This window comes from Rhodoferax lacus (assembly GCF_003415675.1).
GTDB classification, from domain to species: domain Bacteria; phylum Pseudomonadota; class Gammaproteobacteria; order Burkholderiales; family Burkholderiaceae_C; genus Allorhodoferax; species Allorhodoferax lacus.
The window spans coordinates 129,282-153,297 of the sequence record NZ_QFZK01000003.1 but is presented as its reverse complement, the minus strand read 5'-3'; the positions used below and the strand labels follow the sequence as shown (position 1 = coordinate 153,297).

General features: G+C 62.2%; 18 protein-coding genes and 1 tRNA gene. 7 read left to right on the top strand and 12 right to left on the bottom strand.

Annotated features, from left to right (window positions below; translation table 11 throughout):
- The first annotated feature begins 7 nt into the window (after nucleotides 1-7).
- The 3 genes from DIC66_RS06820 to DIC66_RS06810 are packed head-to-tail and all read left to right on the top strand — an operon-like array spanning nucleotide 8 to nucleotide 2,372.
- Nucleotides 8-403 (top strand): DUF1636 family protein, encoded by a 396-nt coding sequence (locus DIC66_RS06820; RefSeq protein ID WP_117175374.1) that lies wholly within the window; start codon nucleotides 8-10, stop codon nucleotides 401-403.
- The gene (gene cbiB / locus DIC66_RS06815; RefSeq protein ID WP_117175372.1) at nucleotides 400-1,377 is read left to right on the top strand and encodes an adenosylcobinamide-phosphate synthase CbiB; all 978 of its coding nucleotides are present in this window, start codon (nucleotides 400-402) and stop codon (nucleotides 1,375-1,377) included. The genes DIC66_RS06820 and cbiB overlap by 4 nt, the downstream gene beginning before the upstream one ends.
- On the top strand, nucleotides 1,374-2,372 hold the full coding sequence (locus tag DIC66_RS06810) for an aminotransferase class I/II-fold pyridoxal phosphate-dependent enzyme (RefSeq protein WP_117175370.1): 999 nt from the start codon (nucleotides 1,374-1,376) through the stop codon (nucleotides 2,370-2,372). Before cbiB ends, DIC66_RS06810 begins: the two co-directional genes overlap by 4 nt.
- A 90-nt stretch (nucleotides 2,373-2,462) precedes the next feature.
- Here DIC66_RS06810 and DIC66_RS06805 read toward each other — a convergent pair whose 3' ends face one another.
- On the bottom strand, nucleotides 2,463-5,615 hold the full coding sequence (locus DIC66_RS06805; RefSeq protein WP_117175368.1) for a bifunctional diguanylate cyclase/phosphodiesterase: 3,153 nt from the start codon (nucleotides 5,613-5,615) through the stop codon (nucleotides 2,463-2,465).
- A 148-nt stretch (nucleotides 5,616-5,763) separates the two neighbouring features.
- On the opposite strand from DIC66_RS06805, the gene DIC66_RS06800 reads away from it, so the two are divergent.
- The gene (locus DIC66_RS06800; protein WP_117175885.1) at nucleotides 5,764-7,140 is read left to right on the top strand and encodes an HD-GYP domain-containing protein; all 1,377 of its coding nucleotides are present in this window, start codon (nucleotides 5,764-5,766) and stop codon (nucleotides 7,138-7,140) included.
- Between the two features lie 18 nt (nucleotides 7,141-7,158).
- Here DIC66_RS06800 and DIC66_RS06795 read toward each other — a convergent pair whose 3' ends face one another.
- The 8 genes from DIC66_RS06795 to DIC66_RS06760 all read right to left on the bottom strand — a co-directional run bounded on the left by DIC66_RS06795 (nucleotide 7,159) and on the right by DIC66_RS06760 (nucleotide 18,504).
- Nucleotides 7,159-7,755 (bottom strand): energy transducer TonB, encoded by a 597-nt coding sequence (locus DIC66_RS06795; RefSeq protein ID WP_233505830.1) that lies wholly within the window; start codon nucleotides 7,753-7,755, stop codon nucleotides 7,159-7,161.
- A 49-nt stretch (nucleotides 7,756-7,804) separates the two neighbouring features.
- Complete coding sequence (locus tag DIC66_RS06790) at nucleotides 7,805-14,569, bottom strand: PilC/PilY family type IV pilus protein (RefSeq protein WP_147321256.1); 6,765 nt, start codon at nucleotides 14,567-14,569, stop codon at nucleotides 7,805-7,807.
- A gap of 14 nt (nucleotides 14,570-14,583) precedes the next feature.
- Nucleotides 14,584-15,177 (bottom strand): hypothetical protein, encoded by a 594-nt coding sequence (locus DIC66_RS06785; protein WP_147321255.1) that lies wholly within the window; start codon nucleotides 15,175-15,177, stop codon nucleotides 14,584-14,586.
- 2 nt (nucleotides 15,178-15,179) lie between these two features.
- Nucleotides 15,180-16,310, bottom strand: coding sequence for a PilW family protein (locus DIC66_RS06780; protein ID WP_158558858.1), 1,131 nt, complete (start codon nucleotides 16,308-16,310; stop codon nucleotides 15,180-15,182).
- Nucleotides 16,288-16,791 carry a type IV pilus modification protein PilV gene (gene pilV / locus DIC66_RS06775; RefSeq protein ID WP_117175358.1) on the bottom strand — a complete coding sequence of 168 codons (504 nt, stop codon included), beginning with the start codon at nucleotides 16,789-16,791 and terminating at the stop codon, nucleotides 16,288-16,290. The genes DIC66_RS06780 and pilV overlap by 23 nt, the downstream gene beginning before the upstream one ends.
- A 10-nt stretch (nucleotides 16,792-16,801) precedes the next feature.
- Nucleotides 16,802-17,413 (bottom strand): GspH/FimT family pseudopilin, encoded by a 612-nt coding sequence (locus tag DIC66_RS06770; RefSeq protein ID WP_117175883.1) that lies wholly within the window; start codon nucleotides 17,411-17,413, stop codon nucleotides 16,802-16,804.
- On the bottom strand, nucleotides 17,407-17,835 hold the full coding sequence (locus tag DIC66_RS06765; RefSeq protein WP_117175356.1) for a type IV pilin protein: 429 nt from the start codon (nucleotides 17,833-17,835) through the stop codon (nucleotides 17,407-17,409). The genes DIC66_RS06770 and DIC66_RS06765 overlap by 7 nt, the downstream gene beginning before the upstream one ends.
- 592 nt (nucleotides 17,836-18,427) lie before the next feature.
- Nucleotides 18,428-18,504: transfer RNA gene (locus DIC66_RS06760), tRNA-Arg, on the bottom strand.
- A 58-nt stretch (nucleotides 18,505-18,562) separates the two neighbouring features.
- Here DIC66_RS06760 and dmeF point away from each other — a divergent pair.
- The 3 genes from dmeF to DIC66_RS06745 all read left to right on the top strand — a co-directional run bounded on the left by dmeF (nucleotide 18,563) and on the right by DIC66_RS06745 (nucleotide 21,506).
- Nucleotides 18,563-19,543, top strand: a complete 981-nt coding sequence (gene dmeF / locus DIC66_RS06755; protein ID WP_117175354.1) for a CDF family Co(II)/Ni(II) efflux transporter DmeF — start codon at nucleotides 18,563-18,565, stop codon at nucleotides 19,541-19,543.
- A gap of 20 nt (nucleotides 19,544-19,563) precedes the next feature.
- A complete protein-coding gene (locus DIC66_RS06750) occupies nucleotides 19,564-20,751 on the top strand; it encodes an MFS transporter (protein WP_117175352.1) in 1,188 nt (395 codons plus the stop codon).
- Between the two features lie 152 nt (nucleotides 20,752-20,903).
- On the top strand, nucleotides 20,904-21,506 hold the full coding sequence (locus DIC66_RS06745) for a GGDEF domain-containing protein (RefSeq protein ID WP_117175350.1): 603 nt from the start codon (nucleotides 20,904-20,906) through the stop codon (nucleotides 21,504-21,506).
- Here the strand turns inward: DIC66_RS06745 and DIC66_RS06740 are convergent.
- The 3 genes from DIC66_RS06740 to DIC66_RS06730 are packed head-to-tail and all read right to left on the bottom strand — an operon-like array spanning nucleotide 21,503 to nucleotide 23,753.
- Entirely contained in the window at nucleotides 21,503-22,177 is a 675-nt protein-coding gene (locus DIC66_RS06740) for a methyltransferase domain-containing protein (protein ID WP_117175348.1), read from the bottom strand. The two genes, DIC66_RS06745 and DIC66_RS06740, sit on opposite strands and share 4 nt — an antisense overlap.
- Before the next feature lie 59 nt (nucleotides 22,178-22,236).
- On the bottom strand, nucleotides 22,237-23,448 hold the full coding sequence (locus DIC66_RS06735) for a type II toxin-antitoxin system HipA family toxin (protein ID WP_117175346.1): 1,212 nt from the start codon (nucleotides 23,446-23,448) through the stop codon (nucleotides 22,237-22,239).
- Nucleotides 23,448-23,753, bottom strand: coding sequence for a helix-turn-helix domain-containing protein (locus DIC66_RS06730; protein WP_117175344.1), 306 nt, complete (start codon nucleotides 23,751-23,753; stop codon nucleotides 23,448-23,450). Before DIC66_RS06730 ends, DIC66_RS06735 begins: the two co-directional genes overlap by 1 nt.
- Nucleotides 23,754-24,016 lie beyond the last annotated feature (263 nt).

The window sequence follows — 24,016 nt, the reverse complement described above, 5'->3', positions numbered from 1 at the left end:
GACCCTGATGCCCACTACCGAAATGATTGTTTGCACGACCTGCCGCCCACCTGGTGCGTCGCGCGAGTTGCCGGCCCACGGCCTCACCCTCTTTGAAGCGGTGCAGGACGCACTGCTGGCGCGTGAAGGCGATGGTGCGCAGCCCCTGGATCTGCAGCTGCGTGGCCTGGCGTGCATGAGCGGCTGTTCGCGTGCCTGCACCGTCGCCTTGCAGGCACCCGGAAAATTCACCTACTACTTTGGCGATCTGGTCGCGGATGCCGAGACCGCAGAGCAATTGATTGCCTGCGCCCAACTGTATGGCGCCAGTGGCGATGGTTCCCTGGCCCGCAATGCGCGGCCCGAGCGTCTGCAAAGCGGCATGCTTGCGCGCTTGCCGCCGGTCGGTGCGGGCCCGGCATGAGTGAGTGGCCGGCCCTGTCTGCGCTGGTCGCATTGCTGCTGGCGCTGGCCGTGGACACATGGTGGGGTGAGCCGCCGGTGCGCTTGCACCCGGTGGTATGGATGGGGCGCGCACTGGGCTGGGCGGGTCAAGGGCTGCAGCGCCTGGCCAGCCAGCGCGTGGACAACACGGACTACACCGCCTGTGGGCTTGGGGCACTCGCCTGGTGTGCGCTGGCACTGGTCGTGCTGGGCATGTCCTGCGCATGCGTGTGGATGCTGCAAGGCCTGCCCTGGTGGTGCGCCAGCCTGCTGCTGGGCCTGCTGCTCAAGCCCATGCTGGCCTGGAACATGTTGAAGAGCGAAGTGCAGGCCGTGGAGCACGCCTTGGGCCGTTCGCTAGCCACCGGCCGTGAGCGGCTGTCGTGGGTGGTGAGCCGCGACGTGGGTCAGCTCAGCGCAACCCAGGTGCGCGAAAGCGCCATCGAGTCACTGGCAGAAAATCTCAACGACTCCGTGGTGGCCCCTATCTTCTGGTTTGTGCTCTTGGGCCTTCCGGGCGCAGCGGTCTACCGCTTTGCGAACACGGCCGACGCCATGTGGGGCTACCGTGGCATCTACAAAGGGCAGAACTGGGAATGGGCTGGCAAATGGGCGGCGTGGGCCGACGACCTGCTCAGTTGGGTACCGGCGCGCATCACGGCGCTGCTGTTGCTGGCAGCCCGTGGCGGGCCCGGGTTGGCGCTGTTGGCCCGGCTGGGGACCGAGGCACGCCATACCCCCTCACCCAACAGCGGCTGGCCCATGGCGGCCATGGCGCTCAAGCTGAATGTGGCACTGTGCAAACCCGGCGTTTACACACTGAATGCGCCAGGGCGTGCGGTGGAGTCCGGCGATGTGTCAGCCGCCATTGGCTATGCATCGAGGGCCTTGCGCTACCTGGTGGCCATCGTAGCCATCGCCCTGATCGGGACAGCCGTTGGGGCCTGCGCATGACCTCCGCGCCTCGCATCCATGGCGGGCCTGACGCCCTGGGCGTGCCCTTGTATGACTTCTCTACCAACAGCAACTCCTGCGGGCCCTGCCCGCAGGCCATGGCCGCGGTGCAGGCCGCCAATGCCACGCGCTACCCGGATGCCAGCTACACCGCGGTGCGCGAGCAACTGGCCGCATTCCACGGAGTGGACAGCTGGCGTGTTGTATTGGCCGGAAGTGCCAGCGAGTTCATCTTTCGCATGACGGCCTGGACGGTGCAGCAGGGAGGCCGCAGTGTGTGGTTGCCGCAGCATGCCTATGGCGACTACGCACACGCAGCGCGCAGCTGGGGCCTGCAGGTGGCGTCAACACCCGAGACGGCCGACCTGGTTTGGGTCTGCGACCCGTCGAGTCCCTTGGGGCAGACATTTGACGCATGGCCCTTGCACAAGGGGCAACGGGTGTGCGACTGCGCCTACGCGCCGCTGCGACTGGAGGGCACATCCCGCGCTACGGCCAGCCAGCAAGATTGCCTGTGGCAGATGTTTTCTCCCAACAAGGCCTTGGGCTTGACCGGCGTGCGCGCAGCCTATGCCATTGCGCCGCTCAATGGGCAGCAGGCGGCGCAGCAACTTGAGGCCTTGGCACCGTCATGGCCGGTAGGTGCACATGGTGTGGCCATGCTGCTGGCCTGGGTAGAAGCCGACACCCAGGCCTGGTTGCAGCAAAGTCTGCAGACCCTGCGTGCCTGGAAGTTGCGACAGGTCGGGCTGCTGCAGGCCATGCACTGGCATGTGGAGCCAAGCGTCACCCCCTTTTTTTGTGCACGCCCTGCATTGGAAATCGACGCCCCAACCCTGTGTGCCGAATTGCGCGCACAGGGGATCAAGCTGCGCGACACCACCTCGTTCGATCTGCCAGGCTACCTGCGCTTGGGTGTGTTGCCGCCGCATGCACAGGACGCACTGCTGGCGGCCCTTCACCGCCCCCCAATGGCTGGCGTGCGGCACGCTTGAAAACCTGCCGTTCGACGGTGCCCCTCTCGCTCAGACGGGTCACCAGCGACGGACCCAGGATGCCGGTCTGCCGCAAGTACGGTGCACGCCTTAGCGCGCCTTTCTGCGCTCCGCCCCCTCGGGCTGCCCCTTGATCCATTGCACGAAGTCGGGTACGGCCAGCGGACGGCTGAACCAGTACCCCTGCAGCTCGTCGCAGCCCAACGCAATCAGCGACTGCGCCATGGGTCCGCTCTCTACGCCCTCGGCCACCACCGACAGGCCCAGCGTATGGCCCAGGGCGATGACGGCATGCACGATGGCGGCGTCGGCGCTGTCGTCCAGCATGCCCAGCACAAACGACTGGTCCACCTTGAGCTTGTCGATCTCGAAACGCTTGAGGTAGGCCAGGCTGGAGTAGCCGGTGCCAAAGTCGTCAATGGCGATGTTCACGCCCAGGCGTTTGAGGGCCGACAGCTTCTCCTGCGCCGAGCTGGGGTTATCCATCAGGTGCGATTCGGTCAGCTCCAGTTCCAGCCGGTTGGCAGGCATGTGTGTCTCGCGCAGCACCTGGCCGATCTGGTCCACCAGATCGGCATCGGCCAGCTGGGCGGCCGACAGGTTGACCGACAGCTCCAGCCCGGTGAACAGGCCCTCGGCCTCAAACGCCATCCATTGGCGGCAGGCCTCGCGCAGCACCCACAGGCCTATGCTCTTGATCAGGCCGGTCTCTTCGGCCAACTGGATGAACTGCCCCGGCGGCACCTGGCCGAGCACCGGGTTGCTCCAGCGCAGCAGGGCTTCTGCCCCCTGCACCTGGCGCGTTTTGGCGTTGATGCGCGGCTGGTAGTGCAGCGTGAACTCGTGGTGGTCCAGCGCCTGACGCAGCTGCGCCTCCATGACCTGGCGGGCCATGACGCGGTTGTTGGTCTCCAGCGAAAAGAAGCGCGAGGTGTCGCGCCCGGCCGACTTGGCCTCGTACATGGCAGCGTCGGCCAGGCGCAGCAGCTCGCTTTGCTCGGTGGCATCGTCCGGGTACATGGCCACGCCCACGCTGCAGGACACGTTGAGCGTGTTGCCCTCCACCACCGTGGTCTGGCGCAGGGCTGGAATGAGGCGCTGGTTGACGGTGACGTCAAGCTCCTCGCGCCCGGCCACATGCCGCATGATGACCACGAACTCGTCACCACCGAGGCGGCACACCGTGTCTTCGGCGCGCACCGACTGCACCAAGCGGCGCGAAACAGTGCGCAGCAGTCCGTCGCCGATGTGGTGGCCCAGCGTATCGTTGATGAGCTTGAAGCGGTCCAGGTCCACAAACAGCACAGCCAGCTTTTCGCCGCTGAACTGGGCCTCTGCAATGGCCTCGCTCAGGCGTTGGTGGCACAGGGCGCGGTTGGGCAGTTCGGTCAGCACATCATGCTGGGCCAGGAAGCGGATGCGCTCCTCCTTGGCCTTGCGGTCGGTGATGTCGATCGAGATGCCGATGTAGTTGACCACCTCGCCTGCGGTGGCGTTCTTGTGCACGGCCGAGATCATCAGCCAGGCCGGGTACAGGCCGCCGTTCAAACGGCGCATATGCACTTCGCCCTGCCAGGATTCCTTGTCCCTGAGCACCGACCAGATGGCGTCCACCTCGTCGCCCAGCAACAGTGCCAGGTCCTCGCCCACCACTTCGTGGAAATCGTAGGCGGTGGAGCGGCAGAAGGCGCGGTTCACGCTGATGATCTTGCGCGCCTCGTCCATGATGATGATGCTCTCGCTGGAGGCCTCGAACACCTTGGCCCACAGCTCCAGCCTTTGCTCCATCTGCTTGAGCTTGTTGATGGGGGTGAAGGCGGTGAGCACCGCGTCCTGCCCCTGGAACTTGAGCCGTCTGGCTGACAGCACAGCCCAGGAAGGCGTGGCCGTTCCCATCCAGCGCACCTCGAATTCATCCACCACGCCCGAGTCGGCCAGGCGCTGAAAAAAGCGGCCGCGTGCACCGGCGTCCAGACCGGCCCGCCACGGGTCCTTGCTGCTGCCGTTGAGCCAGGGCAGTGCCGGGTTGTTGGCATGCAGCACGTCATGTTCGGGGATGGATGTGACCAGCACGGGAATGGGCAGGGCCTCCACCAGCTCCATCTGCGCGGCCGAAGCGCGGGCATTGGCGATCAGCTCCTGCTGGGTCAGGCGGTCCTGGTCCAACTGGGCCAGCATGCCGTTGAAGGCGGTGTAGAGCTGGCCAATCTCGTCCTTGCTGTGCCAGCTGGCACGGTGCGTGTAATCGGTGGAGCGGCGCACCAGGTCTGCCACACGGGCCAGGCTTTGCAGCGGCCTGGCAATCTGGCTGGCCACCAGATAGACCAGGCTCAGGATGCCGCACAGCAAAACCAGCGCCGTGCCCAGATGGATCCACATGCGCGTGAACAGCCCCTCCACCCGGCGCTGCAGCAGGCCCTTGAGTTCGACAATGCAAACATCCCACGACTGGTCCAGCGCCAAGACCGTGCTTTGGTAAGCCGCATCCAGATGCGCTGACTGGCTGAAGGTGGGCTCACTTTCCACCGAGTCCTTGACCGCTTGCTGAAAAAAGCGCCCTTGTTCCAGCAGGCGCTGGCGCGTGTCATGCAGCGCTGCATTGAGCTGCGGCGTGCCGGCCAGCGCCACCTGCTCGTAGTCCGACTCCAGCCCCTGCAGCACCACATCCAGACGCCCCACCAGGGTGAGCTGCTGTGCCGCCTGGGCCTGGGCATTGGACTTCCAGACGCGGCTCTGCATGAACTGCCGGGTTTCATGCAGCACCTGCAGCAGTTCGGGAAAGCGCAGGATGGATAGCGACATCACGTAGTAGCTGTCCAGGTCCGGGTCGAGGATCAGGTTGGACTGGTTGCCCACCGTGGTCAGCAGGTCGCGCCCCAGGGTCAGGGTGGTGGCCTTCTGGGCTTCGGTGCGGCTGCTGCCCAGTGCACTCACAAAGCGCTGCGCCAGGTTGCCGGTGCGAAAGTTCACATCACTTTCCTCACGCGCCTTTTGCAGTTCGGCCTGAGCCGCGGCGGTTGGCATGGGCGGTGAGTCCATGAACACACTGAGCAGATTGAGGCGCACCGCATCGGTATAGCTGGCGCCCACAATTTCCTTGCGGGCGAAGTCGATGGCCAGGTATTTTTCCTGAATCAGGATGCTGGACACATAGATCACCGCCGTCAGATCCAGCAGATAAATCAGCGTCAGCTTCTGTCCCACACTCAGCTTGCCCAACCACCCCGATACCTTCTTCAGCATGCAACCGTCCTTATGGTTCTCACACGAGGTCCAACGCGTGTTGAGATGTTGAAGGACAAGCAACTTCCGCACCACATTGGTGAAGCCGCACTGCACTTGGCAGGGGCTATCCGGTGGTAGATTCAAGCCAACGATACAGGTCATGCCCATGCAAAAACCGCTGATCCACTTCACCACCCAAGCCGGTGGCCTCAAACTATCAGAGCTGATCAGCGCCCTGAGCCACGCGCTGGATGTAACCGAGGGTCAGCCCGTGGGCCACTGTGTGCGCTGCTGCTGGATCGGCATGCACATAGGCCGCGAGATCGGCCTGCAGGAGCAGCAGCTCTGGGAGCTGTACTACACCTTGCTGCTCAAGGACCTGGGCTGCAGCAGCAATGCCGCACGCATCTGCGAGCTCTACATGACCGATGACCTGAGCTTCAAGCACGACTTCAAGCAGGTGGGTGACAACCTCTCGCAGGTGGTGCGTTTTGTGTTGCAGCACACGGGTCTGAAGGCGGGTCTGGCTGAGCGCTTCAAGGGCGTGCTCAACATCCTCAAAAACGGCACCGAGATTTCACGCCAACTGGTCCAGACCCGCTGCCAGCGCGGCGCCGAAATTGCGCGCCTGCTGCGTTTTTCCGAAGGCATTGCGCAGGGCATCTACAACCTGGACGAACACTGGAACGGCCAGGGCAAGCCCGGTGGTGTGGCGGGCACAGACATCCCGGTGTACGCACGCATCGCCCTGCTGGCCCAGGTGGTGGATGTGTTCTACACCGGCGGCAACAAGGAGGCTGCCTTGGCCGAGGCCGCCAACCGCAGCGGCCAGTGGTTTGACCCGGCCCTGGTGGCCGCCCTGCAGCGCCTGGACGCGCAGGAAGGGTTCTGGCGCACCCTGCAGTCCGACACCATCGACCAGGCTGTGCAGGCGCTGGAGCCCAGCCAGTACGAGGTGCCGCTGGACGACGACTACCTGGACGACATTGCCACCGCCTTTGGCCAGGTGGTGGACTCCAAGAGCCCCTACACCAGCGGCCACAGCACACGCGTGGCGCTCTACACCGACCTGATTGGCGAAACCCTGGGGCTGGACCCGGCACGCAGGCGCTGGCTCAAGCGCGGCGCCTTGCTGCACGATGTGGGCAAGCTGGGCGTGAGCAACAGCGTGTTGGACAAGGCCGGCAAACTCGATGAGGCCGAGTGGGCCGAAGTGCGCGGCCACGCCGCCCTGACCGAATCCATCCTGTCGCGCATTGGCGCCTTCAGCGAACTCGCGCGCATTGCCGGTGCGCACCACGAGCGGCTCGATGGAGGTGGCTACCCGCATGGGCTGCAGGCCGCTGACATCGCCATGGAGACCCGCATCATCACCACCGCCGATATTTTTGATGCCATCACCGCCGAGCGCCCCTACCGTGGCGCGGTGCCGGTGGACCAGACATTGGACATGATGCAAAAGACGGTGGGCACGGCGCTGGATGCGGACTGCTTTGAGGCCCTCAAGAAGGCCATGCAAAACGTCACTTCACTGGGCCAATAGCCCAGGCTTGGCTGCGGCCTAGCGTTGCCCCGCCACGCTGCCGCCCCGGTTCATGGGCATGAACTCCACCTGCACCACCAGGCGGCTCTTCACGCCCAAGCCACCCAACAGGCCCGGGCTGAATTGGGCTTGTTTGAAACCCGCAATGGCAGCGGCCTCAAAGAAGCCAGGCGGCACAGCGCTGACAACGCTCACGTCTTCCACCGTGCCGTTGCCGGCCACCACGATGGCCAGCGTCACTGTGCCTTCGCGGTTGTTGGCAGCCAGCGGATATTCCAGTGTTACCGAAGACACCACGGTGGGTGAGGCGTCCAGCTCCGAGTCGCTGTAGACCCGCTCCGTTGCAAGGGGCGCGGGCGCCGCAGCTGCGGCCTGCAAGGTCGGCAATGGGGCCACGGCGGGCACAGCCACAGGCTCGGCCTGCACTGCGCCGGGGTCCGGGTCTGCCGTGGCCAGGCTGCGCTGGCCCTGCCCTGCTTCATAGGTAAACAGGCGGGCTTGCAGGCTGGACACCGGCGGCTGGGCCAGGCCAGCGTTGTCCAGACTGGCCTGCGCATAGTGCACCAGGGCAAAACCCGCAGCGTGCATGCCCACCGACATCCAAAAGGCATGCACCAGCTTCAACAGTCCCCCTGCCTTTCAACACGCATGGCCAGGGCTCTGCCTACTTCTTGATTTCGCGCCAGCTCACGCGCCGCCCAATCGGGTTGGGTGGCTCCACGGGCACTTGCTTCTGGGTGACAGAGGCGTCCGAGCCCACACTGGTTGCGATCACACGGCCATCGGGCAGTACCACGAAGCCAACACCCACACTGAGGGAATCGGCCAGGAACATCGAGGCCACGTCATCAGGGCTGGACGCGGCCGCCAGTCCCGTCAACAGGCCCAGGAAGTTGATCCAGCTGTAGCCACCGGCCTGGCAGGCGGAGTTGGAAGGCACGTTGCTGACAAACACCAGGGTACCGGCCACGATGAAGGGGTCCACATTGATGCGCTCGCCCGAATCTGGCAGGTCAACCACCCAGCCATTGGTCAGTGCGCAATTGGCGGCAGACCCCGAGCAGCTGGTGCTGCGGGTGGTGCCGCTCTTGGTCAGGCTCACCGTGCGCAAGGAGCCCCGCAGGTCGGTGTAGGGGGAGGTGGCAGCCAGCAGGTCCACAAAACCGTAGATGGATTGAACCTGCGTGGTGCTGGTGTCGCTGCTACCCAGCAGCTGCCCGGTGGCGGCCACGACCATCGTGTTGCCATTGACCTCGGCCAGTTGCAGGCGGGTGGTGATGGGCTGGGCAACGCCCGACGCGTCCTTGGCCGTGGCCACCAGCGTGGCCTCCTTGCCCACGGGCGCCAGATTGTCATTGACGTCAAAGCGCCAGATGTTGCCGTACAGGTCGCCGCCGTATACGCGCAGCGTGGTGTTGTCCAGCGCACCGTTGGCTACGTAGTTGTTGAGCTCACGCAGGCCACTGGGGCTGGTGGAGGTGCCCACGCCGGTATCGAGCTTGCTGATGATCTGCCCGGTGATCGCATTGAGCACATAGAGATAGCCGTGGCCATCACCCGAGCCGGTGGGCGAGCCCATGTTGTTGTAGCCCGAGGTCAGCAGCACAACCCAGGTTCCGTCCACCAGTTTGGTAATGATGGGGCGGCCAAAGGACAGGCCCAAATGGCAGTCGGTGCCCGTGGTGCTGGTGCTGGCGCTGGCGGCATCAAAGCAATTGCTGCCCTGGCTGAACTCCCACAGCGACTTGGGGTGCACCGGGTCGCTCACATCCAGCGCGTAGTAGCTCTTGCCGCCAGCGTTCAGGCCACCCACCAGAATCGTCTTCCAGGCAGAGGCGGTGGTGTCATACACATCGCCATAGGCAGGCGTTCCGTCCACAAAGAACCGGTGGTTGGCCTTGTAGTCCACGTCGGCCAGTTGGTACAGGTTGGGTATCACCGCCTGGGGCACATAGGCCCAGGCCTCGGCACCGGCGTTGGCGTAGTTGGGATCCGTAGACACAATCGGTGCGTAGATGGCATGCAGCATGCCGTCGTTGGCTCCCACGTAAATCATGGGTGTGCGCGCCGCATTGGCCGTCTTGTAGGCACCGTAGCCGGTATCCGCATAGGAAAACCCGGGGCTGCCCACAAAGGTCGCCACCGAGCCCACGATGTCGCCCAGCACATGTTCGCGCTTGCGGTACAGGTAGCTGGGGTTGTTGGGAACAAAGGCTTCGGTGGGAACTTCAAAGCCGCGTTGGCCGCGGATGAAGTTGACCATGTTGGCACCCGCCGCAGGCACGCGCTGGTCATTGGCGCCACCGTTGGTCATCGTCGGATACTGGCCCAGGCTGGCCACGGCCACCGATCCAAACATGGCCTGTTGCGTCGCATCCAGTCCGGTATCTGCCGCGCCGGCAGGCAAGCCTGAAACACAGGCCTTGGTATTCCAGCTGAAGTTGGTCAGGTTGTTGGTGGCGCCCGCCTTGCGCATGACAATGGTGCGGTTGTCACAGGCGGCAAAGGTCAGGGCATCGAGCTTGTCCTGTGCAGACCAATCCTGGGTGCTGGAAATGGTGCCGGTAATGACATCAATTTTCTGCGCCGTGACATTGCCGGTCCATTCCTTGGTCTTGAAGCTGGTGATGAAACCCTGGTTGTTGTTGGCAACCGGCGTGCTGGTGGTCAGCCCGGCGCCGCCACCGGAACCCGCCTCGGTGTCAATGCGATTCAGCGCAGCAGCCAAGCCGTCCACCACAGCCGCTGTATTGCTGGCGCTGAAGTACCGACCCCGGCCATCCACTGCGGCGTGCCAGAAGTCATCAATCGACCTGGGATCGTCATAAGGCTTGGCCTTGCTGGTGTCGATGTTGGGCCAGGCAGGCCAGTTCAAAGTGGCCGTGGGGGGTATGGCCGGGGGCACTACCACGGGGGGACGGATACGTGAGAAATCACCGGTCGGGCTGGTCATGTAGTCGGACTGGTAATTCAAGGTGCCCGAGACGCCCAGGCCCAGCGCAAAGGTGGTCATATGCTGCCAGGGGGCACTGTCATCCAGAGGCTGGGTACCCAGAGTAGCTGCCGGGTTCTCAAATCCGGGGCCTGTGCGCAAATCGGTCACGTAGTAGTACTGCGCCACGTCGGCCAGCGAATTGGTCGAGCCGCCAGCCACATTGGGCGAGTTCACGACACAGGGCCAGCCGCTGCATCCTGTGGGCAAGGTGGGCTGTGCCGTCGGTGTTGCAGGTTGCACGGCAACACCCGGGGCGTAGCACATGCCGTCCACGTCAGTCGCCGTGGTGGTGGTGACGACAGGGGGTTCGCTGGGCGGGTTGGTAACAACCGTGCTGCCACTCAGGTACTCGGTCAGGACCGAGGTGGTGGTGGCTATCTGGAACTTGTTGCCATTCACCACATCACAGCTGGTGGAGGTGTAGTTGTTGCCGCCCAGCAGCACACCTGGCAATGCAGCTGCTGCGGTGCAGTTGGCAACCGGCACCAGGTCCGGGCCTGTGGACAAGGTTGAGCAAGCCGTCTCCACATAGGGGGCCACATTGGCCGACGACAACTGGCATTGGTCTGTCAGCGCAATGATGGGGGCGGGTGTGGTGCAGGTGGTCTGGATGTAGTTGGGCGCGCCACCATTGGGGTTGGCGGGGCAATTGGTGGCGTTGGGCGCCACAACCGTGGGCCCGGTGTTGCTGGTGGTGCAAGTGGTCAGCACGTAATTGTTGCCGGCTGATTTTTCGATGCGTGAACAGGCCGAGGTGGGTGTGGGCGGCGTGTTGTTCACCGAGCAGCTTGTGGTAACCCAGTTGGGCGAGACGGCCGTTATCGGCGTACAGGTTTCTACGGGTGTGGGCCCGGTGGTGGTGGCCGGGCAGAGGGTGGTCCGCCATTGGTTGCCACTGCCGCCGACAGCGGCCGTGCAGCCCGCCGCTGTAGGCGCAGCGGGGGTCGGGCCGGTGTTGTTGGCCGCGCAGGTGGTCGTCTTCCAGCCGTTCCCGGACGTGGGCGCAATATTGGTGGTGCAGGTCGAAGGATTCACACCGGTGGGGCCGGTAGTTGTGAACGTGCACACCGTCGCTGTGTAGTTGTTGGTGCTGCTGGCCGGAATATTGGTGCAGGTCGTGGGGTCCACCGCGGTGATGGCCGAATTGACCGGCGTGCAGGTGGTTGTGAATCCGGTCGTTGCGTTAAAGCCGGCGGGGCAAGCGGTAACCGTGGTATCCACGGCTGTGGGGCCGCTCACCGTGCGAATGGCTGAACAGGTGGTTGCCGTCCACGATGGCGCGACGGCAGTCACCGGCGCACAAGTGGCTACGGCTGTGGGCCCCGTGGTGTTGATCTGGCAGACGTGCTTGACCCAGGGCGCGGAGGTGCCTGGATTGTCGACACAGGTTCCCGCCTGCATCGGCGTGGTGGCGGTGCGGTTGGTACAGAAAGTGGTTACCCCACCCACCGTGCCAGCCACACAGGTGCCAGGCTGGACAATCGTGGTTGCGCTGGTGACCTGGGTGCAGGTGGTGGTAAGGCCGGTGCCGCTGGTGCTGGAGCCCACGGTGCAGGCCATGACCGTGGGGCCACTCACTGGCGCATCGGCACAGGTGGTGACAACAAAGTTGGGGCTGGCGCTGGTGCCGGCCGTACAGCTTGCCACATTGGTCGGGCCGGTGTTCACCGGGGTGGGGCAACTGGTACTCAGGTAGGGGTAGCTGGTGCCCGCATTGACAGCACAGGTATTGGGAATACCGGCGTTGGTAGTGGTGGTGGTGGATGTGCACACCGTCTTGATGTAGTCGGGCGCCGTCAAGCCAGCATCGTTGGTGCAACTGGCATACGGCACGAAGTCATTGAACGTGACCTGGTCGCACACCGTGGCGATAAAGCCGGGGCCTGTGGCCGTCACCGGCGTGCAGCTTGCCACCGCAGTCCGGGGGCTTGTCACCACCACGGCGGGGCAGGTGCGGGTTATCCAGTTGTTGAGCGCGCTGCCGGTCTGCAAGGTACAGGTCGCCACCGGTGTGGGGCCTGTGGTGACCGTGCCAGGGCAGGTGATGCCCACCCAGTTGTTGGTACTGGTCGCTGTCTGGGCGGTGCAACTTTGTACCGCAACGGTATTGGTTGGATTCGCATTGCAGGTGGTGGTAATCCAGTTGGGACCGCTGGGACCACTGGCGGCGCAGGTCTGCACCGCTGTCGGACCCGTGGGGTAGTTGGTGCAGGTGGTGGTGGTATAGCTATTGGCCAACGTGGGAGCGATATTGGAACAAGTAGCGGCACTGATCGGGGTCGGGCCGGTGGTGATGGCGGCACTGCAGGTGGTTGCCACATAGCTGTTGCCCGCGCTGGCCGCAACGTTGCTGCAGGGTGAGGGCACTGGCGTCGGGCCAGAGGAAACACCGCGGCAAACGGAGGTGGTCCAGGAGTTGCCGGACGTGGCCGTCGGGGACGCGCAGACTGCAATCGGAGCCTCGGCAGTCGTCACGGGGGTACAGGTGGTTTTCTGGAAGTTGTTGCCCGCAACCGGTTCAATGGCGCTGCAGGTTTGCACGGGCGTGGGCCCGCTGACCGTGGTGGTGGCACAGGTGGTTACCGTGTAATTGTTGCCCGAGTTGGGCGTAGAGGCTGCCGTGCAGCTGGCCACCAGCACATTGGTGGTGGTGACTGTGTAGCAGGTAATGTTTCCACCGGGCGTGCAGCTGGCCGTGGGGGTAGACCGCTCGGTGCTGCCATCGTAGCTGTTGAGCTGCGAGGTGGATTGGCGCGTCTGGGTGACGGTTTGGTCTGTGCGCGAGGTGGATTGCAGCCACTGCTGGGTGCTTGCGGTTTGGCGTGAGGTGCTGACCTTGGTCTGGCTGGTGCTCTGAAAGTTCTGTGTCACCGTCGCCTTGGGCTGGCTGGTCAGTTCATCCTGGCGCTGCTTGGTCTGGAAATTCTGGGTGGTCGCCTTGCGCATCTGCTGCGTGACCTTCAGGTTTTGCGTGGTCGACTTGGTTCGTTGCGTCTGCGTCTGGGACGTGGTGATGGTGTACTTCTCCACCCAGGTCGTGATGTCCACGGTTTGCGCCGTGCTTTGCTTGACCTCGGTCACCGTGGCATCCGTGCGCTTGGTCTGCTTCTTGGTGATGCTGGTGGACTGCAGGGTCTGGGTGGTGCTCTTGTTGATCTGGCTGGTGCTTTGCAGATTTTGCTGGGTAGCCACCAGCGCTTGCGTGGTGTTCTGGAAGGTCCTGGTTTCGGTCTTGGTGATTTGCGCGGTGGACTTGTTGCGGTAGCCGCTGTCACACAGGGCCGTGGTGTAGGTGTTGAACTTGTTGGTGGTTACGCGCGTGGAGGTATTGCCGCCGTCCCAGACACCGTAGGGGGTGTAGCCGCTGTCTCCGGTAAAGGCGCCGTCCTGGTTGCCAACCAGGGTCGTGCCATCCAGTTGTACCGGCCCTGCGGTTTCCGAACCGACGTTCCAATAACCGTCGGTGGTCATCAGGGTGTAGTTCTTCTGGCAGGCGTATTGCACCGGGTCACCGGCCATGTCCTTGTTGATGCCGTCTTGCTTGCCTGCGTAATGCCGCCCCACCCGCGCCAAGCCTTCGCGCATGGGAGACGAGCCACCGGGCACCTGGGCATTGACCTTGGCGTACCAGGCGGCCTTGTTGGCGGATGTGAAATCGGCAATGGCCAGGTACTTGTCTGCCGCCACCGGCACACCCGGATTGGCCGTTACAAAACCAACCCGGTAGCGGCTGGTGATGGGGGCAAACGCCAGGCCCACACTGGTCTTGGCCATGGCCATGCGGGTGCGGTAGTAGGTGTACCAGTTGGCAAAGTTTTGCTGCTCTGAGGCGCCCACCAGGATACGTGTCCACGTACCCTCACCAGCTGTGGAAAAACCGGCGGCCTGGTCTTTCGTCGCCACATCGGGCTGTGTACACGGAAGTGTGGTGGCCTTCAGGACTTCCGAGCCTGAGTACACATAGTAGTAAGCGGCTTGCGGCGTGTCGTTCGCCTCGGTATTGCCACGGTCACGGGTGGCGTTGTCGTAAGCCTGGAATTGGGTGCCGAGATTCTTGGTGGACGTATCCGTGGAATAGTAGTTGTACCGTGCCGCAGTGAAGGTGGGCGTTGCCAGATTGACCCCGTACGCGTCCTTGGGCAGACCGTAGGTGGTGTTGGGGTTGTAGTACAGCGTGTTGCACTGGTAACTTTTGTAGCCGATCGGCAGCTTGTCATTCAGCGTGTCGATGTCATCGGGCATGTGGGAGAAACCCATGGACTGCGAGGTGTCCATCAACAGCATGATATTGGGCTTTACATCGACGGTGGTCGTGCCCGCAATGGGCTTGTTGGCAATGTCCGTTTGGGCGTAAGAAAGTGGCACTGCCGGGAGCAGGGCCAGCAGAGCCATGAGGGCGCGACATACATACGACACCGTAAATTTTGGGTACATGGCTCTCTCCAGATTCAATACATGATCACTTGCACGTAACTCAGCGTGTTGCGTGGTCCTTCAACGCGCGTGGTGATGCGAAAGTAGGGACGCGGCACCACCACAATGGCGGGGCCGCCCGCACCACCACCACCACTGCCCAGCGAGGTGCCCGCACCCACCGCATTGAGGCTGGAGGGGCGCACACAGGTCTGGGCCGGCAAATTGAACGAGCCGGTGATCGAGCACAGGCGATGGATGACGTACAGCACGCGGTTTCCCGAGCCGTCATCCGAAGTGGCCTCCACCGCATTGGTGCCGGCCGACCAGTTGTAGGTCATGGGGTCAAACGCGGTGTTCCAGGTCGAGTAATACCCCACCGTGGCCTGGTCAGCGGACAAGGCCAGCGAGGTCTGGCCCACCAGCCAGTTGCGTGCCTGCTCCACACCCATGTCGCCCGCCGAGGTGGCGTTTTTCTTGAAGGCCAGATTGCCCGCGATGCCCATGCTGCCGGTGGTGGCGCGCAGCATGGCCGTCACCGCAAAGGCCATGGCCACGATGGCAATGATGGCCACGATCAGCACAATGCCTTGCTGCTTGCGTGGGGCTGTGGATCTGGGTCGCTGCATTTTCATGATGTTTTGCCCCAGATCATGTTGCGCAGGGGCACCATGGTTTCGTAGACGCGGTAGCGGTAGCGTGTCCAGTCATCGGCAATGGCGGCCGGTGCGGCTGTACCGGCCGAGCCGTCGAGGTTCAGCATGGTGAAGTTGCCGCCTGCCCAGGTCGGCGGCGAGGTCCTCGGTGTGACATTGTCTTTCTCAAGCTGGCTGCTGCGTGCGAGCACTGCGATGCGCACGGCCAGAACCAGGGTCCAGTCGGTCGGTTGCGTGTTGGTCCATTCCGTCGAGTCCACTCGCCCGTTGTTGTTGGCGTCAACACCGTATTGGGCCTGCAAGTTCACAACTCCCTCGGTAACTTCGGAGGCAGCGGTGTCCCGCAAGAGGTTGGTGCGGGTCAGCACGCCCGCAGCAGTCACGGCCCACTGCGTGAGCTGGGCACCTGGCCCCAGGTTGTAGATCTCTCCACCATCCGGATAGGCGGTACCCGCCACGCCAGAGTTCAAGGTCGGGGTGACCGATGTGTTGCTGTATACATTGGTATAGGCGGCCGTGCCGTGTTCAATGGATACGCTGTCCGCCGCCGTGTTGCCGGTTACTTCAAACAGGCTGCAAGCCCGCGGTGTATTGCCGGCAACCACCACCAAGTCTCCTGCATTGAAGCCTGTGCGGTATTGCAGCGTTTTATTGGTGCTGGTGGACGCGTTGACCTTCTGGATGTTGACAACGAAAGCCGAGTTGCCATACAGCACACGCACCACGTCCGGCGCACCACTGGCACTATCTGTGATGAGCACCGGCGCAAATACAAAGTTGAAGGTCGGGGTGGTGAGCACACTGTTGTATGCCTCCACGGTGCAGCCAATCGTCGCCGCACTGGCATTGCCAAAGCCCATGCCGCTGAGTTGCATGTCGCGTTCAATTTCGGCTATGCCGATGCCGCCCGATACCTGGGCGCTGCTGCCTGCCGTGATGGTGCGCCTGCGGCCATCCCACACGGCCAGGACCTGGTAGATGGCAACAATTGCCATCAGCGACAAGGCCATGCCAACCAGCAACTCAATCAGGGACAAGCCCCGCATTCCCCGATGCAGGCTCTTGGCATGCAGACGCATGGCGCTAGTCGAAGTTTTGGTTGACATAGGCGGAGTAGGTGTGGCGGCGCGCCGCGTTGTCGTTGGGCCCTTGCCAGCAGATCGTGACGGTGACTTTGTTGTGGCCGGTGCCAGCCGTCGTATCCACCAGCACTTGCTGCATGGCGGCCGTGGAACCCGGCAGGCGCCCTGCTCCCGTGCGAACATCAGCCACCCAACTGGTCACACTGGCATTGGTGGAGGCCGTGCCGGAAAACGCGCAGGCACTGTCGGTGTCGGGTTGATGCTGAAAGGCCAGCAGTGACGCATTGAAATTGGCAGCACTGGAGTTGTCTGCCGTGACGCGCATGGTCTGCACAATGACGCTGGCAAAGTTGGAAGCCTCTGCGCGGCTCTGCGCATCGGCCTGGGCCACTTGGGAAACACCCATGGCCTTCACCATGCCCAGAATGCCAACCACAAAGAGCAGCAAGGCAACCAGCACTTCCACCAGCAACATGCCGCCTTGTTTTTTGGGAAGTATTCTCATGGTTTTGGCCTTAACTGCATCTGCGCGTGTCACCCGCGGCGGTGGCGGCAGGGTCACAGGCCTTCACCTGTCCGCCGGGCGAGACGACAACCCGCAGGCACTTCACCGGACCTGCGGTTGCACAAGCCCCTGTGCTGCTGCCGAAGTTCACGGTCCACGGAGCCGTCAAAGAGGCTGTGCCTGTCCCGCTGAACGTGACAGAGGCCAAAGCCACTGCACTGGACGTGGCGCTGATGGTCACCGAGGACGTACCGTCACTGCGGTTGGAGCCCTCACGGATGTTTTTGCCTTCCACAAAGGTGTACACCGGCGTTGCGTCGTCGCTCATTCTGCGGACCATCCAGCTGCCTGCTGTGGCACTGGTATTGGTGGTGCTGACGTTGGCTGCCGTGGGCGCGTCGGTGGTCAGAATCAGCTGCACCCTTTGGTTGGTGCGTATGGCTTCCAGGCGCGCCTGCTGGGCGCTGGCATAAAAGCTCTCGGCAATGCCACGGACCTTGGAGTTTTCACTATAGGAAGCAAGAGATGGCGCACCCAAGGCAATCAGTGCGGACAAGATGGCCAGCGAGACCATGGCCTCTATCAAAGTGAAGCCGCGCAAGGTGCGGCAGGGTCTTAGCATGAGCCGTCTTTTTTGACGACCCAGCAGGTAGTACTGGTGGTCCACCCGGTGGGGACGCCGGTGGTTGCACGCACATTGCTCTGGTCAATGGTGAAGACAAATCCCGACATGGAGCCTGCGCCGGTCGCAGTGACCGTGTAGGCACTTGCCGTCAAAGTGGGGCATGTGAATGTGAATAGCGCAGTGGCGGTGGGGAGCGGCGCCACCGTACCGTTGGCGCATGCACCGACATAGGTCCGGTTATCCTGAAAAAACTGTTCCATCTTGACGCGCATGTCAGACAGGTTCGCCACTGACTCCGTGATGCGCCCCCTGAGAATATAGTCGGTATATGCGGGGATGGCGATGGCTGACAATATGCCAATAATAGCCACGGTAACCATGACTTCTATTAATGTGAAACCGACCTGCCTGATTTTCATATTAGTCTTTCAATCCAAAAATCCATTGACTACGGGAGTGCAAGAAATCGCCGCTATGGATTTTCAAAGTTTGCTGTAACTTGCATCCACTGCGAGGCCATGGATATACCAGACATATTGAATGTGCCTGGTATTTGCAAATAGGTTGCATCATTCCCAATCCGGCTTGTTGGTATATTCATTTACAACACATCCGTACTTGCCAGGTGTACGCAATGCTCCAGTAGTCCTGCATTTATATTTGCAAAAAAGCCACCCGGACCCTCAGTGGGTTGCTGTTTATTTCAAGGGTTCTGCTTCAAATTAAAGCATATCACACGGTAATTTCGGCAATTGTAAGGATAACTTACACTTTCATTGAACACTGATAAGCACATTATTCACATCCAGCGTCCGCAAATGAATATGCACATTTATTCGCACAATATGCCAGCCTATTTTTAAAACGCTCTGCACACCCACGGCAGACGTCATTGTGCGATTAATGGCACATATTCAATGCAATGGGGCGGGTAGAGAAAGATGCGCGCAAAACAATGCGGCTGAAAAATCGAAAAAGCCCCGGAACATTGCTGTTCCGGGGCTATCGATATGGTGCGGCTGGCAGGAATTGAACCCACGACCCCTTGGTTCGTAGCCAAGTACTCTATCCAACTGAGCTACAGCCGCCAAGCCTCGAAGTATAGCACAGCATTTTCGCGGTTTTGGCGTGGCAGAATGAATCGATATGCAAAACGACAATCTTTCCGAATGGATGCACGAACACAGCTTTGACCAGACCAACCCCTTGGCCGAGCGCAGCACCCGTCTTGTGATGTGGATCACAGCTGCCATGATGGTGGTGGAGATTGCGGCGGGCTGGTGGTACAACTCCATGGCCCTGCTGGCCGATGGCTGGCACATGAGCTCCCATGCCGTGGCCATTGGCCTGAGTGCTTTTGCATACGCTGCGGCCCGGCGCCACGCAAAGGATGTGCGTTTTGCCTTTGGCACCTGGAAGATCGAGGTGCTGGGTGGTTTTGCCAGCGCCATCTTCCTGTTGGGCGTGGCGGCGCTGATGGTGTTCGGCTCGATCGAACGTCTGTTGGCGCCCCAGGCCATTCAATACAAGGAAGCCATTGCCATTGCCATCGTGGGCCTGTTGGTCAACCTGGTCTGCGCCCTGATTCTGGGCAAGGCCCACAACCACGGGCACGACCACCATGACCACCACGGCCACGCGCACGACCATGGTCATGCCCATGGTGCGCACCAGGACCTGAACCTGAAGTCAGCCTATATCCACGTGATTGCCGATGCCGCCACTTCGGTGCTGGCCATTGCCGCGCTGGTGGGCGGTTGGCTGTTTGGCTGGTCGTGGCTGGACCCGGTGACGGGGCTGGTGGGCGCGCTGCTGGTGGCGGTATGGGCCAAGGGCCTGATAGCAGAAACCGGCAAAGTGCTGCTGGACCGCGAGATGGACCATCCTGTGGTGGAAGAAATCCGCGAGGTGGTGCAGGCCAGTGGTGCCGATGGCACCCTGACGCGCATTACCGACCTGCATGTCTGGCGCGTTGGCAAGAATGTGTACTCGTGTGCGCTGTCTGTGGTCACGCAAGACGCGGCACTCACGCCTGCCCGGATACGCGAATGCCTGGCAGTGCATGAAGAGGTGGTGCATGCCACCATTGAAATCCAGCAGTATCCCGGCACGCCCAAGCAGGCCTGACCGCCACCCACGCCACAGACATGTCCGCCCGCTCCTTCCAGTTGCTGCGGCAGATTCCCAAAGGCGTGTGGGTATTGGGGTTCGTCAGCATGCTCATGGATATCTCCTCAGAGATGGTGCACAGCCTGTTGCCACTTTTCATGGTGACGGTGCTGGGTGCCTCGGCCTTTACCGTCGGGGTGATTGAAGGCCTGGCCGAGTCCACGGCGCTGGTGGTGAAGGTGTTTTCTGGTGTGCTCAGTGACTACCTGGGCCGGCGAAAGGCCCTGGCGGTCTGCGGTTACACACTGGGCGCCCTGAGCAAACCCCTGTTCGCCATGTCCAATGCCATGGGCCTGGTGGTTACGGCGCGCCTGCTGGACCGTGTGGGCAAGGGCATACGCGGTGCGCCGCGTGATGCTCTGGTGGCCGACATCACACCACCCGCCATGCGCGGCGCGGCCTTTGGCCTGCGTCAATCACTCGACACCGTGGGCGCCTTTCTGGGCCCGCTGCTGGGTGTGGGCCTGATGCTGCTGTGGGCCAATGATTTTCGCGCCGTGTTCTGGGCTGCCGTGGTGCCTGGCCTGTTGGCCGTGGCGCTGCTGCTGTTCGGCATCAGGGAGCCGCAAGCACAGCACAAAGGGCCGCGCAGCAACCCCATCAACCGCAGCAACCTGCGGCGTCTGGGTCGCGCCTACTGGTGGACGGTACTGGTGGGTGGTGTGTTTACCCTTGCGCGCTTCAGCGAAGCCTTTCTGGTGCTGCGGGCCCAGCAAAGCGGGGTGGCCCTGGCGCTGGTCCCCTTGGTGATGGTGGCCATGAACCTGGTGTACGCGGCCAGCGCCTATCCGTTTGGCAAACTGTCGGACCGGGTAAGCCACAGCACATTGTTGTTGTGGGGCTTGCTGGTGTTGGTGGCAGCCGACCTGGTGCTGGCGTCGAGCAGCCACTGGATGGCGCTGCTGGCGGGCATTGCGTTGTGGGGAATCCACATGGGAATTACCCAGGGTTTGCTGGCCACGATGGTGGCGGATACGGCGCCTGCCGATTTGCGTGGCACAGCGTATGGCTTCTTCAACCTGGTGAGTGGACTGGCCATGTTGGTTGCCAGCGCATTGGCAGGTTGGCTATGGGACCGGTGGGGTGCTGAGTTCACGTTTTACAGCGGTGCGGCACTGTGCGGTCTGGCGGTACTGTGCCTGGCGGCCAAGCCGCGCCAGGCGTAGCCCAACGCCATTTGGAATGAATCAGTGCACAATTCCTGCAATTGCATCTGCTTACCGGAAACACTGGCGCGATTGCAGCAATACATTGAAAATACAAACAAACAACAGCTACAGCCTTGCTAACTAACGCACTTATTGTCGTGGCACTTGCCATGGGAGCGACGATCCTGATCCTATCCATCAGGCTTGGACGCGCCCGTGCGATCGAACGCACCCTGCGGCAATCACTGGACTCCATGCAGAGTGCCGAAAAGGCACTCAAAGAACGGGCCTATTACGACCACCTGACCGGACTGGCAAACCGCGCACTGCTGGTGGACCGCTTTCATCTGGCCATTGAACGCTCCAAGCGAAGCCGTGTGCCCTTCGCCACGGTGATGATCGACCTGAACAACTTCAAGGCGATCAACGACACCCATGGCCACGCTGCAGGCGACCAGGTTTTGGTTGTCATAGGCAAACGCCTGCTGGAAACCGTGCGCGCCTCGGACACGGTGTCGCGCCTGGGCGGTGATGAATTCGTGCTGATTATTGAATCCGTGGAAGACCGCCGCGAACTGGCCCAGATCGGCCAGAAGCTGATCGACATGCTGGCCGAGAAGGTGCCACTGGACTCGGGCACCGTAGTCAGCGTAGGCGGCAGCCTGGGCTTTGCGCTCTACCCCGGCGACGGCGCCAGCATGGACACCATGCTGCATGTAGCCGACCAGGCCATGTACGACTGCAAGACCTCCGGGATGATGCCGCTCTTTTAGGCACGCAGGCCGGTCAGCAAGCTAAAGCCGGCGGGCGTCAGCATCTTGCTGGCATCGGGGAGGCGACCCGCGGCGGACAGTTCGGCTGCGGTGCGCTTGCGCAGCACGATCTCTATGGCGCACTCCCCCACCGGTGTGCACGTCTGGTCAAAGCGCGGCAAGGCATAGCGAAAGCTGGCATCCAGCAATTCGAGCTTGAGCACCTGCACAGCAGCACCCAGGCGCGGCAGCAACTCCAGCAGGTTCACGCTTTGCTGGCTCCAGGAAGCAGATTTCCAGAGTGAAAACGTCCATTTGTGGTCGGCGTTGAAGGTGGACGGAAAGCGACCCTGCTCATACAGGTCTTCATCCGGCACCACGCACACCATGTGCCCGCCCGGTTTGAGCACGCGAAACCAGTTGTGCAGGGCCTGGGCCGGATCCCGCATGTGCTCCAGGCAATGCGAGGAATGCACGAAGTCCAGGCTCTCGTCAGCCACGCCGGCCAGCATCTGGGCATCCCCATCGGGCATGTCCCACGCGCGCACCTGGCCCATGGATGGAAAGAGTTCGCGGTACAGGGAAATGGGGTCATTGCCGGCACCGATGTCGATACCTTCGCCCACAAAGTAACGGGTGGCAAAGCGGCTGTCGTGCAGACGCCGCATCATGGACTTACTGGCTTCACGCATGGAGGGGTCCTGTCTGAATGAAAACAAATCGGCGGCGAGTATAGGCCGCACGGTTTTCATTAGTCACGCAGACCCTGTACGCCTTCGGCCCAGGCCATGAGCATGCGTTTACCGATATCTTCAAAGCCGGGGTGTTGCTTCATCGCCCGGCGGACTTGGGGGCCCACATCGGCCACAGCGTCACTGATGGCTTGCACCAGTTGCTGTTGCTCCTTGGGCTGAAGGCCGAAGGTGGCGGCAATGAACTTCTGCAGATTCTTGCCCGGTGCCCAGGTCTTTTTGCCACTGAATTCAATGCCCGGCGGGTTGTGCCCGAAACCCGCGTAGACGCTGGTGGTGAGCATGTCGTAGGCGGGCGACAGGTGCACGTCGGCCCGGCTGGTGTACAGCAGGGCCAGGTTCTTCGCGTGGCAATCGGCATTGCGCAGCGCGTAGGTCAGCAGCATGGTGGTGGCGAGCTGTCGGTAAGTATCCAGCCGCTGCGTACCAGGCACGTGGTCGCGCACGGCTTTGGCAATGCGCTCCCAGGTGGTGTCGTACTTGGCGGCGGGGCGCAGGCCCAGCAGGCTGCAAAAATCTTCCATGCCCCAATGGGCCTGGCCCTGATCGTCCACGTCGAAGCGGTGGACCACCAAGGCCTGGCCATCATCAGACACTTCGGTCTTTGCGGTGGGCATCACGCGACTGGCCACCTGCATACACAGGTGCTCGTTCAAGGCCACGAAAGGCAGTTGGGCGCTGGAGCCCTTGATGATGTGGCGGCGCGTAACAAGGCTGGCTTTCTTGTGCCGCGCCAAAGGCGAAACGCCTTCAGTCTGCGCGTCCAGAAATTTGGGCACCACGCCCGATACGCCGCTGGTGGCGTGCGCACGTACCAGGGCAGCAAAGGCGGCCTCCGAGTTGTCGCCCTTGAGCAGCGCGGCCACTTCTATGGGCTTGGCGGGTTCATCAAGGGCTGCGCTGGGTGCAGCCACTTGCAAGCGGCCCACCATGTTGCGGCCAATCACGGACAACAACGCAATGGGGCTTGCCCCGATGTGCGGGCCGAACTGCTCTTGCAGCACCTGGAGCAAATAGCCCTCAGGCAGGTTCATCTGCAGCACCGGTGGGAGCTGGTCATCCCACACATAGCTCTCGGTACGCACTGGCATGGTGAGCGAAACAAAGTCATTTGCCGCCACGTCAGGGCGGTAGGTGAGCACGCTCTTGAAGTCGCCAGACTGCTCCAGCGTGGCTACCTCACGACCCAGCACATAGACGGACAACTGCATCAGCGTTTGCCCTCGCCGCTGTCGTTCGGTGTGGCCACCTTGCGCCCGAGCCTGGACTGCGCGCGTTCGCGCCGCAGTTCATCGAGATTGCCCGACTGGCCTTGGGCTATGACGTCCAGCTCGGCCCCCAGAACAGCCAGCACCGCCAGCAGCTTGCGTGAGCCGAACTCTGCCGCCCTGCCTCGCTCAAAGCGCGACAGGGATTCGGCCGTCACGCCAGCCTTGGACGCGACATCGCCCTGCTTGAGGCCCAGCAGTTTGCGCCGTGTGGCAACGGATTCACCGAGTTCTTGGAGGGTTTGCAATTGATATTTACATCAAGTTTTTTGGATGGAGGCCAATTTTTGATCTAAATGTCAAAATTTGCAAGTGCCATGACCACTATTGATGCCGTTTGGGTATGGACAGTGCGGCGCCCTATCCGAGCGGTATGAGGGCCTGTCTGCGTCAGGACGGTGTGAAGTACAAGGAGGCGTGCCGAAGTCTAGATGACAGCTGCATAGCAGATACACAAAACGCATGCGCGTCTGAATGCCGTCTATCTGGAATGTATGAAGCCCAACGTGCG